15 protein-coding genes are annotated in these 18,173 nt (G+C 33.5%); 5 read left to right on the top strand and 10 right to left on the bottom strand.

Features of this window, described 5'->3' with window-relative positions:
* Positions 1-13 precede the first annotated feature (13 nt).
* Complete coding sequence (locus AC3WRL_RS16595; protein WP_390882597.1) at positions 14-613, top strand: SanA/YdcF family protein; 600 nt, start codon at positions 14-16, stop codon at positions 611-613.
* Here AC3WRL_RS16595 and tamL read toward each other — a convergent pair.
* The gene (gene tamL / locus AC3WRL_RS16590) at positions 610-3,219 is read right to left on the bottom strand and encodes a translocation and assembly module lipoprotein TamL (protein ID WP_214825348.1); all 2,610 of its coding nucleotides are present in this window, start codon (positions 3,217-3,219) and stop codon (positions 610-612) included. The two genes, AC3WRL_RS16595 and tamL, sit on opposite strands and share 4 nt — an antisense overlap.
* Between tamL and AC3WRL_RS16585 the strand changes: the two genes are divergently transcribed.
* On the top strand, positions 3,205-3,936 hold the full coding sequence (locus tag AC3WRL_RS16585) for a TrmH family RNA methyltransferase (protein ID WP_261512095.1): 732 nt from the start codon (positions 3,205-3,207) through the stop codon (positions 3,934-3,936). The two genes, tamL and AC3WRL_RS16585, sit on opposite strands and share 15 nt — an antisense overlap.
* A 35-nt stretch (positions 3,937-3,971) precedes the next feature.
* Here the strand turns inward: AC3WRL_RS16585 and AC3WRL_RS16580 are convergent, their stop codons facing one another.
* The 5 genes from AC3WRL_RS16580 to porQ form a co-directional block, all read right to left on the bottom strand.
* The gene (locus AC3WRL_RS16580) at positions 3,972-4,469 is read right to left on the bottom strand and encodes a phosphoribosyl-ATP pyrophosphatase (protein WP_214825344.1); all 498 of its coding nucleotides are present in this window, start codon (positions 4,467-4,469) and stop codon (positions 3,972-3,974) included.
* A gap of 3 nt (positions 4,470-4,472) precedes the next feature.
* Positions 4,473-4,781, bottom strand: a complete 309-nt coding sequence (locus AC3WRL_RS16575; RefSeq protein WP_214825341.1) for a phage holin family protein — start codon at positions 4,779-4,781, stop codon at positions 4,473-4,475.
* Between the two features lie 83 nt (positions 4,782-4,864).
* Positions 4,865-5,212, bottom strand: coding sequence for a YtxH domain-containing protein (locus tag AC3WRL_RS16570; protein WP_214825338.1), 348 nt, complete (start codon positions 5,210-5,212; stop codon positions 4,865-4,867).
* 96 nt (positions 5,213-5,308) lie between these two features.
* A complete protein-coding gene (gene cmk / locus AC3WRL_RS16565) occupies positions 5,309-5,983 on the bottom strand; it encodes a (d)CMP kinase (RefSeq protein ID WP_214825335.1) in 675 nt (224 codons plus the stop codon).
* A gap of 64 nt (positions 5,984-6,047) precedes the next feature.
* Complete coding sequence (gene porQ, locus AC3WRL_RS16560; RefSeq protein ID WP_214825333.1) at positions 6,048-7,037, bottom strand: type IX secretion system protein PorQ; 990 nt, start codon at positions 7,035-7,037, stop codon at positions 6,048-6,050.
* Between the two features lie 168 nt (positions 7,038-7,205).
* Here porQ and pyrH point away from each other — a divergent pair, with 168 nt between their 5' ends.
* Both pyrH and frr read left to right on the top strand, forming a co-directional pair.
* Entirely contained in the window at positions 7,206-7,913 is a 708-nt protein-coding gene (gene pyrH / locus AC3WRL_RS16555; protein ID WP_214825331.1) for a UMP kinase, read from the top strand.
* 142 nt (positions 7,914-8,055) lie between these two features.
* The gene (frr, locus tag AC3WRL_RS16550) at positions 8,056-8,610 is read left to right on the top strand and encodes a ribosome recycling factor (RefSeq protein ID WP_214825329.1); all 555 of its coding nucleotides are present in this window, start codon (positions 8,056-8,058) and stop codon (positions 8,608-8,610) included.
* 101 nt (positions 8,611-8,711) lie between these two features.
* Here the strand turns inward: frr and AC3WRL_RS16545 are convergent, their stop codons facing one another.
* The 4 genes from AC3WRL_RS16545 to AC3WRL_RS16530 all read right to left on the bottom strand — a co-directional run bounded on the left by AC3WRL_RS16545 (position 8,712) and on the right by AC3WRL_RS16530 (position 14,242).
* On the bottom strand, positions 8,712-9,362 hold the full coding sequence (locus AC3WRL_RS16545; protein WP_214825327.1) for a hypothetical protein: 651 nt from the start codon (positions 9,360-9,362) through the stop codon (positions 8,712-8,714).
* A gap of 128 nt (positions 9,363-9,490) precedes the next feature.
* Positions 9,491-10,948 (bottom strand): LptF/LptG family permease, encoded by a 1,458-nt coding sequence (locus tag AC3WRL_RS16540; protein WP_214825324.1) that lies wholly within the window; start codon positions 10,946-10,948, stop codon positions 9,491-9,493.
* 66 nt (positions 10,949-11,014) lie between these two features.
* Positions 11,015-11,662 carry an outer membrane lipoprotein periplasmic chaperone LolA1 gene (gene lolA1 / locus AC3WRL_RS16535; RefSeq protein WP_261512102.1) on the bottom strand — a complete coding sequence of 216 codons (648 nt, stop codon included), beginning with the start codon at positions 11,660-11,662 and terminating at the stop codon, positions 11,015-11,017.
* Between the two features lie 69 nt (positions 11,663-11,731).
* Positions 11,732-14,242 (bottom strand): FtsK/SpoIIIE family DNA translocase, encoded by a 2,511-nt coding sequence (locus tag AC3WRL_RS16530; protein ID WP_214825320.1) that lies wholly within the window; start codon positions 14,240-14,242, stop codon positions 11,732-11,734.
* Between the two features lie 836 nt (positions 14,243-15,078).
* Between AC3WRL_RS16530 and AC3WRL_RS16525 the strand changes: the two genes are divergently transcribed.
* A complete protein-coding gene (locus tag AC3WRL_RS16525) occupies positions 15,079-18,126 on the top strand; it encodes a DUF8202 domain-containing protein (RefSeq protein ID WP_492330775.1) in 3,048 nt (1,015 codons plus the stop codon).
* The last annotated feature ends 47 nt before the right edge of the window (positions 18,127-18,173 follow it).

The raw sequence follows: 18,173 nt of genomic DNA, 5'->3' as shown, positions 1-18,173 counted from the left end.
AGTTGTAAGAAACATATTTAATCTTATTATATCATCAATAGAAATTGGAATTCTAGTGATATGTCTTGCTAATGCATGGGTTTTTGCTCTTACTAATGGTAGGACCTATACCAAAATATCAAAAATACCACCACGCGAAATTGCTTTAGTGTTAGGAACATCTCCTAAAATGAGATCAGGCTTATCCAATCCTTATTTCACAAAGAGGATGGATGCTGCTGCTTTACTCTATCACCATGGAAAAATTAGAAAGATAATTGTAAGTGGCGAAAAAAGCAAAGGCTATAACGAACCGGCAGCGATGAAAAACTATTTAGTCTATCAGGAAGGGGTACCTGAAGAAATTATCATAGAAGATCCCAAAGGTTTTAACACCTACAAAAGTATTTTACGCTGTAAAGACATTTATAAGGAAAATAATGTAATCATTGTTTCACAGGGTTTTCATAATCTACGTGCTTTATTTTTTGCAAGAAATAATAATATGAATGCTTTAGGTTTTGATGCACAAGATGTTAATAAACCTGAAAGTTACTACAGAAACCAATTCAGAGAAATATTCGCCAGAATGATTGCTGTAGTGTATTTCTTACTGGGAATTTCTCCTGATTAGAAAGGATAACCAAATGCGATATTTAATGTTGGCTTGAAAGGTTGGAAATCTTTAAATCTCCATCGGTCTCCATTAGGTTTATTGGGATCATAGATCTTGTAAGCAAAATCTAGCCTTAAAGTAATATAAGCTACATTCACTCTTAATCCAAATCCACTACCAACACCAACCTGGCCTAAGAATTTATTGAATTTAAATTCATCACCATATCCGTCATTATAATTACGAAGACTCCATGTGTTACCAATATCGGTGAATAAAGCTCCCTCATACATATCAGTAAAAGGAATTCGATATTCGATATTGGTTGTCAGTTTTAAATTATCCGTCATGTAGGTTCGAACCCTTTCATCAATCTGAGAATCAGCAGGACCTAAACCACCAAAAGCAACCCAGGCTCTGATGTCATTGGAACCTCCATTGAAATAAGATCTTATCACAGGCATTGAAGTGGAATTTCCGTAAGGAATTCCTACACCAATAAACTGTCGAAGAACCAAGGTTTGATTTCCATTAAATTTAAAATACTTTCTTACGTCAAAGTCGAATTTCACAAACTGAGCATAAGGTACTCCGAAAATAGTTCTTTGCGGGCTGGTTACAACCCCTCCATCATCTCTTTTCTGGTTAAATATACTCAATATATTACCTGCCAATTCTACCTTTCCATTAAAATAAAATGCATTAGGGTATTCCTTTTTTCCGATCTCATTATACACATAATTATAGATCATAGATGAAATCAGAACATCTTGAGTTTGTCTGTCCTTATTGACCAGGGTTCCTGTAAATGCGGTAAAAAGATCCCTTCCTTTTTGATCAAGACTTGTAATGTAATTGGTATCAGTTACAATTTGTTGGGAAACTTCATCAATTGTAAGTTGTCCGGCCAAATATTTAGTTTCCGTTGACTGACCTACCGGGCCGCTTTGAAAGTAATTAGTAAATATTTCTTTTCTTAACTCATTATCATTGGTGAAAAAATCATAATAAGCCGATTTATTCTTTGTTAAACTTAACTGTGTGTTGAAAAGTGTTAACCTATGAGATACTTTATCATTTACTGTTGCCAGATAATTTAATCCTGTATTAAAGTTAACCCTTCCTAGACCTATATTATTTTGTACGGTGGCACCAAGAACAATAGATGATGTTGGGCTGTATCTTTTAGGGATCAATTTATAATAATCAAAAGGTAGCAAAAGTCTTGGAAAATTAATTGATGCCTGTGCAGATAATTCATAAGCTAAAATTCTCTGGCTAATATCCTTGGTACTTCTTATCGACCCAAATGTCCCCGATAAACTTGTTGAAAGGTTTTCTGCGCCTTTAAAAATATTTCTTGTGGTAAGATCAATAGAAGGTGAGATTCCTAAATTTAATATTTGAGAATAATTAATATCTGTTCCCACTTTTAATTCATATTTGGGAAGCGGTTTCAGCAAATACAAGACATCAATAATACTGTCATTTGGAGATCCTTCGCCGCCCTGTCTTAAAGAATCTTTAGCTTTCAGAATGGTGAAGTTATTCATTGACAAAATATTTCTTTTGGTCAGATCAAGTTTCTTCTGATCATATATTTGTTTATGACCGACAATAATATTTCTCCATATAGATCGTGTCTGATATTTATTATTAACCTTATGAAATCTGATTCCTCTTAAACTGTCCTTCGCTGTATTTTTACGAAAATCTCCTGCCTCATTTACTATAGCAACATCAATATTGCCAATTGTAGCCACTTTATATGGAGTATCAATAGAATCATTGTGAATCTCTAAAGTAAGAGGTACCTGTTTTCTGCTTTTTAATGAATCAGCAACAAAATAAACTTCATCATTAAAATTATTAAACCTATAATAGCCATAATCTTTCATGATCTCATTGATCCTCATTACTTCCTTTTCAAGTACTGTCTGATCCAGAACCTGCCCTGATCTGATAAGGGTTTCATGAATCTTTTGCTGATATATATTATGAACAACCGGATCTGGAATATTGTAATAATATTCTTTGATATAAGTTGGATCATTATGAGTGATAAAATAAGTAACTGCTGCCTTTTTTGCTGCTGAATCAATCTTTGTCTTAAATTTCACTTCACCATCCCAGTATCCTCTGTAGGTAAGTCTTTTATTAATAGATTCAGCTCCTTTCTCAACTTTTGTCTGATCCAGAATAACAGGTGCTGCACCCCAGTTGTGGTATAATCTGTCAAGTAATAAGCTTTTTCCTATGCTACTTTTCATGTTGTACTTAATGAAAAGGGAATCTCTTAATTTTTGAGTTCGCATTTCACTAGGGTAGGTCATGTATTCATTAAGAATAGTATCGTATTTAGGATTAGCTGCATTATATAACCATAACCCTAATGGCATAAACAGGAATTGTTTTTTATTAGGTTTTTGCTGTACATAACCCTTTAACTCACTGTCAAAAGCTTCTTTTTGATCTTCAAAATTAAATTTGTTTTCTGTAAGCAAATATTCACCATCAGGAACTTTTTTTGTAGTACTACAAGCACAAAGAAGAGCAATAAATGTTGCAAATGATATAATTTTATAATATTTTTGAGGAGAATTCTTATAATGCTTACAGCTCATACAATAAAAATTTTACAGTCTTTAGATAAAAAGAAGTTCAGACAAAAATACAATTTGTTTTTGGTTGAAGGTAATAAAATCATTTCTGAACTTCCGAATTCTAACTTTAAAATTAAAGAAATATTATCTACGGATCCACATAAATTGGATTTTCCGGGAATAATGATGACTCATATATCTGAAAATGAGTTGAAAAAAGTTAGTTTTCTGAAAACACCTAAAGATTCTATTGCTGTTTGCCATATTGAGCCTGAAAAAAAAATAACAGATCAAAATATTCAGCTTGTACTGGATGGGATTCAGGATCCTGGAAATTTAGGCACTATCATTCGTCTGGCAGATTGGTTTGGAATAGAACAGATTATTTGTAGTGAGGATACTGTGGATTTCTATAATCCTAAAGTGATCCAAGCCAGTATGGGATCTTTTACGAGAGTAAATATTGTATACTGTGATCTTGTAGAGTATCTTTCTGAGACGGATAATATAAATATAGGAACTGATATGGATGGAGAAAATATTTATCAGTTTGAAAAGCCTCATAAATTAAATCTAATCCTGGGAAATGAAGGAAATGGAATGCGTCCCGAAACCGAAAAATTACTTCATAAGAGCATAAGTATTCCAAGATTTGGAAAGTCTCAGTCTACAGAGAGTCTAAATGTATCAATGGCTGCGGGAATAATATTGGGACAATTGTTTTCATCTGAAAAATAAAAAAAACCGCTGAAATGCGGTTTTAAATTTTAAACTTATATAAGTTGTTCCATACTGGATACACTTTTATTTTTTTGATAGCTTTCAAGCTTTTTTCTGACATATTTTAAGGCAATCGGCGCCAGATAGATCATTGCAACACCCAATAATTTCTTTTTCCAGTTGGAGCTGCGCATATTTTTCTTTGCATAATTTCCAACTAAAGCAGTGGCACCCAACCTAATAATACCATCTAATGCATTTCCTGACAATGCAGAACTTGCAATTCCCATAGCCGTATTTTTACTAATAAGCATATCTTTTACTTCAGAAGTAAGCTGCTTTGCAATAACATCTTTTCTCAAAACAATCTTTTCATCACCATCTTCATCTACTTTTTCTTGTAAATACTGATCAGTTAAACCATTCGTAAATGCGCTTAAACTTTCCTTTGTATTTTTGAATGTAAGAAGGTTTTCCAAATCACCTAATTCCTCTTTCAGTAATTTCTTTTTTATTCTTAATTCTTTTAAACTTTCATAGTTTCTGCCCATTGGTTAATGATTTAAAAATTTAATAACTTGATCTGCCACGGAATTTACTATTCTCTTTTTAAATAGAATAACAAGAATCATTACTGCAAGGTAGAATGCAGCAACAATTAAAAATCCGTAAGAATAATTATCCATTGCCTTACCTATAAGAAATGCAATTCCAAAGTTAAAAAGAATAATAAAAAAGGCAAAAGCAACAAGTAATACAACCAGATAGGTAATCATACCTGCGGAAAGTGATGACTTTTCGGTAGCTTCTATTTTAAGTAGATCTATTCTCTTAGATGCATATTCTTTAATAGTTTCTATCATCTGTTTTTTTTTAAAGTTACAAAAAAAGGAACTTTAATGCAAAAAGTCCCTTTCATAATTTAAAAATTAATTGAAAATTATTACTATTTAAGATCGTTCAATTCTGCTTCTACATCTTTTACTACATCAGTAGTTTTAGAAACAATCTGATCTTTATATTTGTCGTATCCATCTTTTACGGTGTGAGCAACACTATTTGCTGTTTCTTTGAAGGTAGAAGATATATTACCATACTGATCTTTTACTCTTTCAGAAACTTCTCCGTACTTGCTTTTAGCCTGATCTTTAAGATCGTTAGCTTTAGTCTTTATTTTTTTTCTAGTTTCTTTTCCTTCTTCCGGTGCGTAAAGCATTCCCAGTACTACACCCGCTGCTGCACCTGCAAGAAGACCTGCTAATATACCTGCTGTATTGTTTCCTTTTCTTGACATTTCTTGTTTTTTTTAATAGTTAATAATATTAGTTTTTTACTGTGATAAATATTACAATTAATATACCAAATGACGGATTGTTCTTATTAAATATTGTTAAATCTTTCTGATATAGGCCAGTATCGCCTCAATAGTTTCCTTTTTGGAAAGTTCTGTATTGTCAATGATAATAGCGTCTTCCGCTTTTTTTAATGGCGCAATCTCCCTCTCACTATCTATTTTATCTCTTTCGATAAGATTTTCCTTTACCTGCTGCTCATTAGCTTCTATATCTAAACTTAAAAGTTCATTATATCTTCTTTTTGTTCTTTCATCAATACTGGCTGTCAGGAAAAATTTAAAATCAGCATCAGGTAAGACAATAGTTCCGATATCTCTGCCATCCATTATAACTCCGCCTTTTTCGGCAATAGATCGTTGTGATTGCAATAGAAAATCACGTACTTCTTTTTGCTTGGCAACAAGACTTACATTATCGGAAACTTCATTGCTACGTATCTCTTTCGAAATATCATTATGATTAAGGTAAAGAACAAGTTCACCATTGTTATTTTTAAATTCCAAATGAATTTTATGTAACGATGAAAAGAGTAGGTTTAGGTCTATAGAACCATTTTCGTTCTTACAATTTTGCAAAGCAAACCAGGTAACTCCTCTATAAAGCGCCCCTGTATCTAAATGAATAAGCCCCAATTTGTCAGCAATGACCTTTGATATTGAACTTTTTCCGGTAGACGAGTACCCATCGATAGCTATTACTGGTTTTTTCATACCACAAATTTCAAGATTTTTTTTAAAAAATCAAGGAAATGGAAAATTAAATGTTGAAAAAGTTTTAGTAGCGGTGTCCGCTAAGGTCCATAGAGATTCCTATTTGATTCACATTAGAAGAGTTATGATACCTTACATGTGCATAGTCAATTCGGAATTTTGAAATCTTAATTCCAAATCCACCAGATAAACCAGAGAAGTTTCTTTGGTCTGCTACAGCAAGTTCATTACCTCTTTTTACATTATATCCCAGTCGGATGTTAAAGTTCTTTTCAGGGAATAACTCAGCGCCTATTGAAAAGTGATCAGCAATTTTTCTTCCTACATTAACTTCCTGGCCGTCTACATTAAACTGTGAAGAGATATCGAATTGTTGTAAATCGTGTGCCGTAATCGTGATAGCAAGAGGAATTGCCTTTAATATTTTGGTGTATCCTAAATCGATACGGAACGGAAGATCTTCTCTTGTTCCATTAAAGGATTTAAACTGGTATCCGAAATTTCTGGCAACAAGGGAAACGACTTCTTTATTTTTCTTATTATGATACGTTATCCCTGCAGTACCTGAAAGCGCTGATGAAGTATAAGTATCAATTTTTGAAGTGATAAAATTAATTCCACCTCCAATTGTCCAGTCTTCTTCAAACTGATAAGCATAACCTGCACCTACAGCAACATCAGAAGCCGTGAATTGCCCATTTTCAAAACCACTTTCATCTGTTCTGGGGATATCACCATAGCTCATATATCGAGCATTGATCGTAGCCATATGGCCATTATCAAAGTCTTTAGCAAAAGCAATAGTTCCATATTTAGAATCTGCGAGGTACGCAGCTCCGTTCACAGAAAGCTGTTTGTCTGAGTCCTTATTAAGTAAAGCCGGATTTGCAATAGCAAAGGAAACATCATAATCTCTTATAGTAATTGCATCGCCACCTAATGCAGCTTGTCTGGCAGATACGGGAATGTTTAAGAATGGATAAACATTTGTTCCCGTTTGTGCAAAAGAAACAATTCCTGACAGAAATAATGAAAGAATGATAATTTTCTTCAATTCAGTTTATAATTATTGCAAAAATAATCCTTTTTTGTAGTTGTCAAAATATTTCCCACATTATTTACAGCTAAATATTTTTCTTTCTCCAATATTTTTAATGATTATATTTGCAAAATCAAATTTCAGGGAAATAAGCCCTATTAAAAAAGTTATTAAAAATTAAAAATGAAATATAAAAGAATCCTTCTAAAACTTAGTGGTGAAGCCTTAATGGGGAATAGACAATATGGTATTGACAATGACAGGCTACAGGAATATGCTGTTGAAATAAAAAAAGTAGTAGATAAAGGTTGTGAAGTTGCCATTGTAATTGGAGGAGGAAATATATTCCGTGGAGTAGCAGGTGCTGCAAAAGGGATGGACAGGGTACAGGGTGACTATATGGGGATGCTGGCAACAGTAATCAATGGAATGGCTCTACAGGGTGCTTTGGAAGATGTCGGAATCAAAACAAGACTTCAGTCAGCTATTGAGATGGATAAAGTAGCTGAACCTTTTATTAAAAGACGTGCCGTAAGACACCTAGAAAAGGGGAGAGTTGTTATTTTTGGAGCTGGTACTGGAAACCCTTATTTTACAACAGATACCGCAGCAACATTGAGAGCAATTGAAATTGGTGCTGATGTCATTTTAAAGGGAACAAGAGTAGATGGAATTTACGATAGTGATCCTGAAAAAAATGTAAACGCTGTAAAATATAATTCTTTATCTTTCGATGAAGTTTTTGAAAAAAACCTTAAAGTGATGGATATGACTGCATTTACTTTAAGTCATGAAAATAAATTACCGATTATTGTTTTTGATATGAACAAGGATGGTAATCTAGGGAAAATCGTAGACGGAGAAAATGTTGGTACTTTAGTTGATTTGTAATTAAGCGATAGTAGGATTTAGGCAATTAAATATTACAAGATTCAAGGGCTTAAAGATGATTAGTCACTACTATTAATTATCATTTGTAACTTATCAATTATCATTTATAATTTTGTGTAACCTATCAAATTTTTATTATATAATGGAAGAATTAGATCTTATAGTAGAGTCTGTAAATCAGGACATGGACGCAGCTATTAAACATTTGGAGCATGCATTTCAAAGAATCAGAGCAGGACGTGCTTCTACGTCAATGGTTCAGGATGTTATGGTAGAATATTATGGTGCTCCAACTCCTATTAACCAGGTAGCAAACGTTTCAGTTCCGGATGCAATGACAATTTCTATTCAACCTTGGGACAGAACGGCTATCGGTGCTATTGAAAAAGCTATTATTAATTCTAACTTGGGTTTTGCACCTTCTAATAACGGGGAAAATATTATTTTGAATGTTCCGCCTTTAACAGAGGAGAGAAGGAGAGATTTGGCAAAACAAGCTAAAGGAGAAACAGAACAAACAAAGATTGTTGTAAGAAATGCAAGACAGGATGGTTTGAAAGAACTTAAAAGACTTGAAGGCGTTTCTGAAGATGTTATCAAAGGGATTGAAGATGATATTCAATCGTTAACAGACAAGTATGTAAAAGCTTGTGATGACCATTTAAAAACAAAAGAAGCTGAAATTATGAAAGTATAATTTTTAGTTTTTTTAAATAATATAAGAGAAGCTGTCTGATTGGGCAGCTTCTTTTTTGTAAAAATCTATAAGGGGAAAGCGATGGATCAATAGTTTCTTTTTTACAGACATTTAATTTCGCCTCTCTTTTCTTTGTTTTTTAAGAGCTGCTGATAGGTACTCAATAACTCATCAGCTGAGCATGGTATTTCCTTATTGGCAATTTTATCAATATCGGGACGGGTAGATTCCTTTGAGCGTATAGTATATCTTTTTTCAAAACATTTAATAGGTTTGCTATTTTGTAAATAAATACGCTGTTCAATAATATCATCTTTTGTTTCTGGCTTTTCAGGTGTTCCACCATCAAAATTCCATGAAGTGTCTTCCTTAAAAATAAAAAACAGGGTATTGTCTTTAATGAAATAACTTTCAACGGAAGAAAAATGACTGTACTCTGCATAAAAGTGTTTTATTATTTTAAGCCCACTCTGATCGGAAAAAAAAGTGACTGTTCCTGATCTTTCATTATTACAATTATAATCAAAGCTTACCGAATCAAGTTCTTTCTTATTTAATTGCTTGTTTATCGTATAATATTCCTTTCTGATGTCCTCAATGGTTAACAACTTATTATTCACCGTTGAAGAATCCCTTTTATGGTTGGAAGTTAATGTATCTGAAGAATCAGTATTTTTTACAGGAATTTTATTGGTTTCTTTTTTACACGAAAAAATAAATGCCAGGCTAAGTATAAGAAATAGGAGTTTCATATAAAGATAATTTAAGATTAAAGGACTCAGAAATTTTCCCCTGTCTACTAGATTCATTTATCATCTTATTTCATATGTAAATTTAAAAATTAAAATAAAAAAGATCCGGTAATTCCGGATCTTTTTTATTATTGGTATCTCTTATGTTCTTTATTTTTTGAGAATCGTTTTGTAATAGGTTTGAGTAATGCTTTGTATTTCTCAGCATCAAATAACTGTGAATCTGTAAGTGCTTTATAGGTCATGATCACTCCAAATGGGAAAAGTATAATATTAGGAAGCCATGCAGCCAGATAAGGATTTAAGGTGCCCGCCCAGGCAAGGTTTTCCATACCCACATTAATTACATAGAAAATGATAAATATGACAATCGCAATAATGACAGGAAGACCCATTCCTCCTTTTCTGATGATAGAACCTAAGCTGGCGCCAATCAGAAAGAATATGATACATGTAAACGAATAGGAGAGTATCCTTTGCTGATAAATAACGATTTTACTGAAATATTTAACATTCGGTTTAAAATCATTTGTTTTCCCGTCAAGAGTTGATTTTAAATTTTCCAAACGATTGTAGGCATTATAAATGATCTCCATTCTTTTATTAACCTTTACAGTATCCAACTTTAACTGCTGTTTAACCGGAGCCTTGGATTTATTATTTTTATCCATATAGGTAACCACAGAATTGGTCTGATTCAAAACATCACCTGTTATGGTAGTGAAAAATTTGTCATTATCTTTTTTATTAAGATCAATGGTCTTATTCAGTTGATTAAAAGTCTGGAAACGGTAATCATCTGTGATTTGTTCTTCTTCAATTGCTTTATTAATGATCTCACTAATGTCAAAGTGAGAAACCAATGTGTCAAATTTGATGGCTTGATCAGGCTGTTTTAATCTTACAGCTTCTCCCTTACCTGCAAAGTTATCTTCAAATACATATCCGTTGTATAAAACAAGCTTCAGATAGTTTTTATTAGCAGCAGGAATAAATTTTCCTTTTTCCGCTACAATAGATTGTTGATTTTCAAAAGTACTGGCTTTTCTGTGAATAAAAACGCCCTCGATATTTTCACCATTTTCTCCCTGAATTTTATCAAACTTTACCATATATCCTGGGATCTGATCGATAAACTGTCCCGGAGTAAAGTTAAGGGCCGGTTTTGTCTGAGCAATGTTAAAAAGCATATTCTTGGCCTTCCTTTGGAAGTCCGGAATGATATTATTAGAGAAGAAGAAAAGCATTATGGACAATAGGGCAGTTACCCCTAAAAGAGGGACCATAACTCTGGTTAAAGAGATTCCGGCTGCTTTCATAGCAGCAAGTTCATAGCGTTCCCCGAATTCCCCGAAGGACATAATACTCGCCAAAAGAATAGTAAGCGGTAATACCATACTGATAACGCTTACTCCGAGATAAAAAAGAAGTTTAAGGATTTGCCAGTAGCTTAATCCTTTTCCCATAAATTGCCCTAATTGAACCCAGATAATGTTTACAATAAATATGAAAAACAATACACTGAATATAAAGAAAAATGGTCCGAAAAAGGTTTTTATAATATATCGGTCTAGTATTTTTAACATTCGCCAAAATTAATCAAAAAGCCACAAAGTTTACTTTGTGACTTTACATTTTATTACTTTTTTAAATTACAATTCTGTAATGACGTAATTTTTAAATTTATTCTTATCGAAAACAAACATATTAGGATCTAATTCCTGATTTTCTTTGTATTCTTTAATAGCAATTACAGCAACGTCTTTATTATTTCCATGTTGTTCCAGTTTCACCATCTGTTTCTTTGCAGAATCTACAAATAGATAGACATAACTTAGACCGTTTGGTTTAACAGGTGTTAACTTAATAAGGTCTGTACTTACACCGTTTACGGTTTTCTTACCACCATAGGCTACATTGTAATCATTTCTATAAGTGGAAAGATAATTGATGGGGGAGAACATGGTGCCACTTCCATTAGGCTTGGCAATGGTTACCTCCATATCATCTGCATTGATATTATATATTTTACTCCCATCGAACACCTGTTCCGTATCCATGATCTTCAATTTATATTTATCGCCTGCAGAATAATAAATTCCAGGCTCAGTTTTAGCAACTTGTCCATTAACACCGCTTCCAAAAGAAAATTTGAAATAGGTGTTTTTTTTGGATTTATAGTTAGCAGTAATATCATCTAATATCTTTTTCGCTTTTGCATCTATCTTCTGTGCATTAGATAAACCAACAGCCCCTACCACAAATCCTCCTAATATAATTTTTGAGATAATACTTTTCATTTTTTTACTTTTATTAATCTTTAGACATTTTCCTGTTTAAAAAGTTAAACAGCACAGGGTGTTTTCCCTTTATTTACGCAGATCTTCCAAAAACTGTTCCAAAGAATGAAGGTCACTAATAATAACCTCTCTTGCTTTAGCTCCATTAAATCCACCTACGATACCACTAGCCTCAAGCTGGTCCATAATTCTTCCGGCTCTGTTATATCCTAACTTCAATTGTCTCTGAAGCATAGAAGTGGAACCTTGTTGTGTTGAAACAATAATTCTTGCTGCTTCTTCAAATAACGCATCTTTTTCATTGGGATCGAAAGTGCCCACTGTACTTGTTGAATCTTCAGAAACATATTCAGGAAGTAAAAATGCAGAAGCATATCCCTTTTGTTCACCAATAAATTCAGCTATTCTTTCTACTTCAGGAGTATCAACAAATGCACATTGAAGTCTTAAAATTTCATTTCCATTAAAATAAAGCATATCCCCTTTTCCTATCAGCTGATCTGCTCCAGTAGAGTCTAAGATCGTTCTGGAATCTACACTTGAAATTACTCTAAATGCTGCTCTTGCAGGGAAATTAGCTTTAATCATCCCTGTAATTACATTTACGGAAGGTCTTTGAGTAGCAACAATAAGGTGAATGCCTACAGCTCTTGCCAGCTGCGCCAATCTTGCAATTGGTAATTCTACTTCTTTTCCTGCAGTCATAATTAAATCTGCAAACTCGTCAACTACCAAGACAATATAAGGTAAATAACGGTGTCCGTTTTCAGGGTTCAATTTTCTTTCAGCAAATTTTTTATTGTATTCTTTTAAATTTTTACAGAAAGCATTTTTCAGTAAATCATATCGGTTATCCATCTCAACACAAAGAGAGTTCAGAGTATTGATCACCTTATTGGTATCTGTAATGATTGCATCGTCCGTATCAGGAAGTTTCGCTAAATAATGTCTCTCTATTTTAGAGTATAAAGAGAGTTCCACTTTCTTCGGATCCACCATCACGAATTTCAATTCACTAGGGTGTTTCTTATATAGTAGTGAAGTAAGAATAGCATTAATACCTACTGATTTACCCTGTCCTGTTGCACCTGCCATTAGTAAGTGAGGCATTTTGGATAAGTCAGCCATGAAGATTTCGTTGGAAATTGTTTTCCCGAAAACCACAGGTAAATCCATATCTGTATTCTGGAATTTATGTGATGCAATTACAGAACGCATAGAAACCATAGTAGGGTTCTTTCTTGGCACTTCAATTCCAATTGTTCCCTTTCCTGGCATCGGAGCAATAATTCTGATTCCCAATGCCGAAAGATTCAAAGCAATATCATCCTGTAATTTTTTAATAGCCGCTACTCTGATTCCTGCTTCCGGAACAATTTCATATAAAGTAACGGTTGGACCAATCGTCGCTTTTATTTCAGCGATACCTACGTTGAAGTTTTTTAACAGACCAACAATCTTATTTTTATTTTCTTCTAACTCCTCTTTATTAATAGAGATTTCCTCATTCCCGTAATCCTTTAACAGTTCCACCGTTGGCATTTGGAAATTAGGAAGATCCAGTTTATGATCATAAAGACCATGCTTCTCGATAAGTTCTTGAGATTTCTTTTCTGTATCATCTAAAACATCAATTACTGGAGCTATCTCAACATTAAATTTGATATCATCTTGTGTAGTTGGTTTAATATCAAATGCCTGTTCAGGTGTTGAAACCGGTATTGTAGGTTTGGTGTTAAGATTTAAATTAAGTGATTTAGAAAGATCCTCATCTCCTTCAAATGAAGTATGGTTAGGGGTGGCAATAGTTTCAAGATTTGTTGATACTGGAACATCCGGAAAACCTTTGGGTACATTTACAGGTTCCTGAGCCTTAGCAGAGACTGTTGTGTCAGTAACCGAAATATTTGGGTGATCTTCAGTAACCTCCTCTTCCAGTTCTTCGTCTGCTTCAAAGTTTTCATCTGAACTAGGCATCATTGATCTTACTTTTCCTATTGTATTTTCATTGATGTTATTTAATTTAGCTTTAATAGAGCTAGGACGAAGATTGAATTCCAAAATAAAATATAATGCAATACTTGAAGCCAATACCAACCAAAGCCCTACTGTTCCTATAATTGCATTAAGAGAATCCATGATCTGATAACCATAAACTCCACCTAAAACACCTTGACCTTTTGTAATGGCACCCATGAAAATGGGAACCCAGCAAATAAAAAACAAAGAATGTCCTATGGTTTTCCAAGGTTTGAATATTTTCTTTTTTAAAATTAATGTTCCAACCACTAAAAACAAAAATGCAATGATAAAAGAGGCTACACCAATACTTTCAAATATAAAAATGTTTCCTAACCAATCTCCAACTTTGCCAAAAACATTTGAAGATTGTATGCTTTTATCCATCATTGTTCCAGCCTGACTTTGATCAGCTTTCCAATTCATTAAATAAGAAATGAAAGAGAAAATAAGGACGACAGAAAAAAGTATGAAAGTAAGCCCGAAAAATATACGGGGTTTAGATAGAATTTTGCCCTTTTCAGACATATCTTGTTGCTTAGTTTGTGTCTTTTTATCCATAATATCAATGTCGGCAAATTTAGTGTTTTTTCAATACTAAAGAATATTTTTTAACTAACTTTTCGATTTTAGCTTTAATCAAAATAATCAGTCTTTGCCATACGATTGTAATGAGTACCAGAGGAAGAAGAGAACTATTATTAAATGTATAAGGGTATCTATAATTTTAAACCAGAAACAGGTATATTTTCTCTTTTGATCAATTTATATTCTTTCTTGATATTTAATAAATATAAAGTATGGTCCTATAATGGGTTAAATTTTTATTCGTATTATTCGTGTGACTTTGATAACTTTTTATGTTTGTATGATTTTTCCTAAAATCCAATGCCTATTCCTTTAATTTTTTTTTTGTATTGTTGCACTGTGTTAAGGATTTAACCCTTAGTAGAAAGCGAATCGTTTGATTGGCATATATTTAACACACACACACACAAGTATGAAATTAAACACTATTAAATCGATCAGTTTTCCCCTTGTTATTTATTCTATAATGAGTTATTATGAAAAGAATATCCACAATTCAGGATTCTTTTAATAAGATCAGAACTTGTTTCTAGCTACGATTAAAAAAACTTATCTATAGTTTTATAGGATCTCAATTAAATAATTTACAATCCGCATTAGATAGCAAAGAGTACTTCTTTGGCTGCTTGCGTATGTTATTATGCATACACACAGGTGATTAAATCATATTCTTATAGAAGAATTGATTTCTATCTCCGCGAGCTCTTAAGAGGTGAAAATTCTATTATTTGATCAACTTACTTTTTTGAATAATGAATGCGACTTGTAAAGTACTCCAATAATTAAACATATATTGAAAATTATACAAAATGAAGAAATTATTTATTTTTATTTCCTTTACCCTATGCTATATGCTATGGGGGCAATCACCCGGAGGTGTCAACGCGAATTTAAGAATCTGGCTCAAAGCCAATGATGGGTTTTCATCAAACTCATGGAAGGACCATTCAGGTTCCGGTAATAACTTTACTCAAAGCAACAGCACTAGAAGGCCTTTTCTTATATTGCCATCACCAAAACATAATTTTAATCCTTCTGCTGATTTTGGAGCCTCAAGTGCTACTGATGCTAGGTTTATGGTGGTGCCTAATGGCGGACCATACACGAATAAATCAGCAAACACTGTTCTAATGATGGTTAGTGCAAAGGACTTAGTGGGGTTTCATGATTATATTGGTTTTGGAGGAACTACTACAGGTTCGAGTTTATCACAAGCTAACCTTCCTGTAATCACTAATAATAACAATAATAATACCTCTGCATTGCTTTATCCTACAGCAGCAAGTACTGTTGGAAGAACATTAAATAAAAACCATTTAATTGATTTTTCTTACAGTGAAGGCGGTTCTGTGAGATCAGGTCTTGATGGGATAAATAGTTCAGGACCCATTATCAGGGCTGCTTCTAATAGACTGACTGGTGGGGCGATTCTAGGCTCACAGAGAGAAGTTGCAGCAGCTGATATTTCAGAAGTAATTGGTTTTCAAAGAGATATTACGCTGGGGGAAAGAAACAGAGTTCGTTCTTATTTGGCTATTAAATATGGCGTTACATTAGCTCAGCCTCAAAATTATATAGCCTCTGACGGAACAACTATTTCCTGGAATTCCAATAGGAATTCTAGCTTTAACAGCAATATTTTTGGACTGGCCAAAGATGATAAGACAGCATTAGATCAGAGAGTATCTAACAGCATCAACAGTGGAACGATACTTACTGTTGCTACTGTTAATGATTTTACTTCAGCTAATTCTTCAGGAAGCAGAACGTCTTTTACTGCAGACAATACTTTTTTGATGTTTGGAGATAATAACAATACCTCTAGAAATGTTACGGATGTTCCAGCAGTTATAAATCCAAATGGAGAAAGAAAAAGAATCCAGAGAGTATGGCAGGTAGAAAAAACAAATAATAGTGGCTCTGTATGGCTTCAAGCCGACTTATCAGCATATTCGATTAACACGAATATTTTTATGATGGTGGCCGATGATGCAAGTTTTCAAAACAATTTAGTAATAGTTCCCGGTGTAATAAATGCCGGTGGTAAGGTCGTATTTAATCATATTTTTTCTAAAAACAGCTACATTACTTTCGGAGGGGAGATTACAGAAGGTAACTGTGTACAATGTACAGGAGGAAAAACATATAGATTCAGAACAGGTTATGCATGGTTACAAGCAGGGCAGTCAGGTAGAACTTCGAATGAAATCTCTAATATTTTATTAGGAAATACCACAGAGGGAGGGCTTAGAGTTGTTAAAATGGTTTCCGATTATACAGAAAACCCTTCAATGGAATATGCACCAAGAGCTTATCCTAGAATGTATCGGGGAACCTGGGTGATTACTAGAAGGTATGATAATACTAAGGCTGTTGCAAGACATTTTGTGGAGTTTAATCAATCTGTAAAGGCAAGATTTCAAATTTCCAATATTAATACCTATCTGAGAAATGGAAATCTATTTACTGTAAAAGGATATTGCGATGGAAAGGTAGTATATCCTAAAGTTACTTATGCATACCCTGTAAATGATACAAGAACGACTTTTTCCATAGATGGAAATTTGCTGACTGGAATAAGACCATTTAGAGGTTTCACTTATTTATATTCTACTGCGAATATTGTATTTGATCGTCCTGTACAGAAAATAGAAATTGAATGTAAAGTAAATCGGGTTAACGCAAGAAAAACTTTGCGATCATTAACTTGGGGCGATATGGCATTGGAATGTGCTGCCAATCCAGAACCAACAGCTGATCATATGAATATCTACCAGTCATTTACAACCAATCCTGTCTATTCTTGTAATGAAACAACTATGATTATGAGAATTATAAATAACAATTCGGCTAATAGAAAGATTAGTATCAGCAATAATCTTCCTGAAGGTTTAGCGTATGTACCCGACAGCTATAATGATGTAGAATTATCAGGTAATCCGCAACCAACATATGCCGGGAAAGTTTTTTCATTAAATAATTTAGTGGTTCCACCTGGAACTCACACTATTTATGTGGACGTGAAACCTACAAATAATACGGGGACTACTTATCAGACACAAGCCGATTTCACTGTGCTTAATACGGGAAATAATTACAAAAGTGATGGAGATGCTTCAGTTCCCGGCTTTCAGACTTCTCCTTTAGAAGTATTAAAGGGCCAAGAAGTAGATATCTCAAAATATAAATTAACAAAATCTGTTAATGTATCTTGTGGTGTAAATAACCAAAAAGTAACATATAGATTAACAATTGAGAATAATTCTGGAGCACCAGTAACAGGAGCAAATTTAGAAGAAAACCTTGAGGGTGGTCAGACAATAGAAAGCTATATTCTCAACGGAATTACTGGAACACCAGCTGTAAATCCAGTAGGAGCAACTATATTTCATTTAAATGATGTTACCATACCGGTAGGTACAAGTACAATTGATATGGTGGTAAATCTACAAGACTCTTATGATAACAATAATACCTCAGGCATTGTTAGTCAGTTTATTATAGAAATAGATCCTGATAATCCTTGTAGTAGTACTTCTACAGCATATTCCAATGCTTTGCTTCTTCCTCTTTGTAATGGGATATGTACCAAAGATCCAGCATCGGGAACCCCTAATAGTATAACAAGAATGGGTATTAGCGGGCATACTAATCTGCAGCAAAACTGGCCAGCTAATGTTCCTAATGGATTTTTAGCATTAGAATCAAAGAACAAAGGATTTGTAATTACCAGAACTACTTCTGATAAAATAGTTAGTCCTGTAGAGGGGATGTTGATTTTTGATACTACCGATAAGTGTTATAAACTTTATAACGGTACTACATGGAATTGTATATCAAGATCTTGTAACGATTAATAATTTTAAAGCCATTAATTCCATAAATCGTTGAATAAAATGGATGG

It is taken from the genome of Chryseobacterium sp. FW101-FHT12H09, from assembly GCF_058790395.1.
The sequence above is the reverse complement of the archived record's forward strand: the minus strand, read 5'-3'. Positions and strand labels throughout refer to the sequence as shown.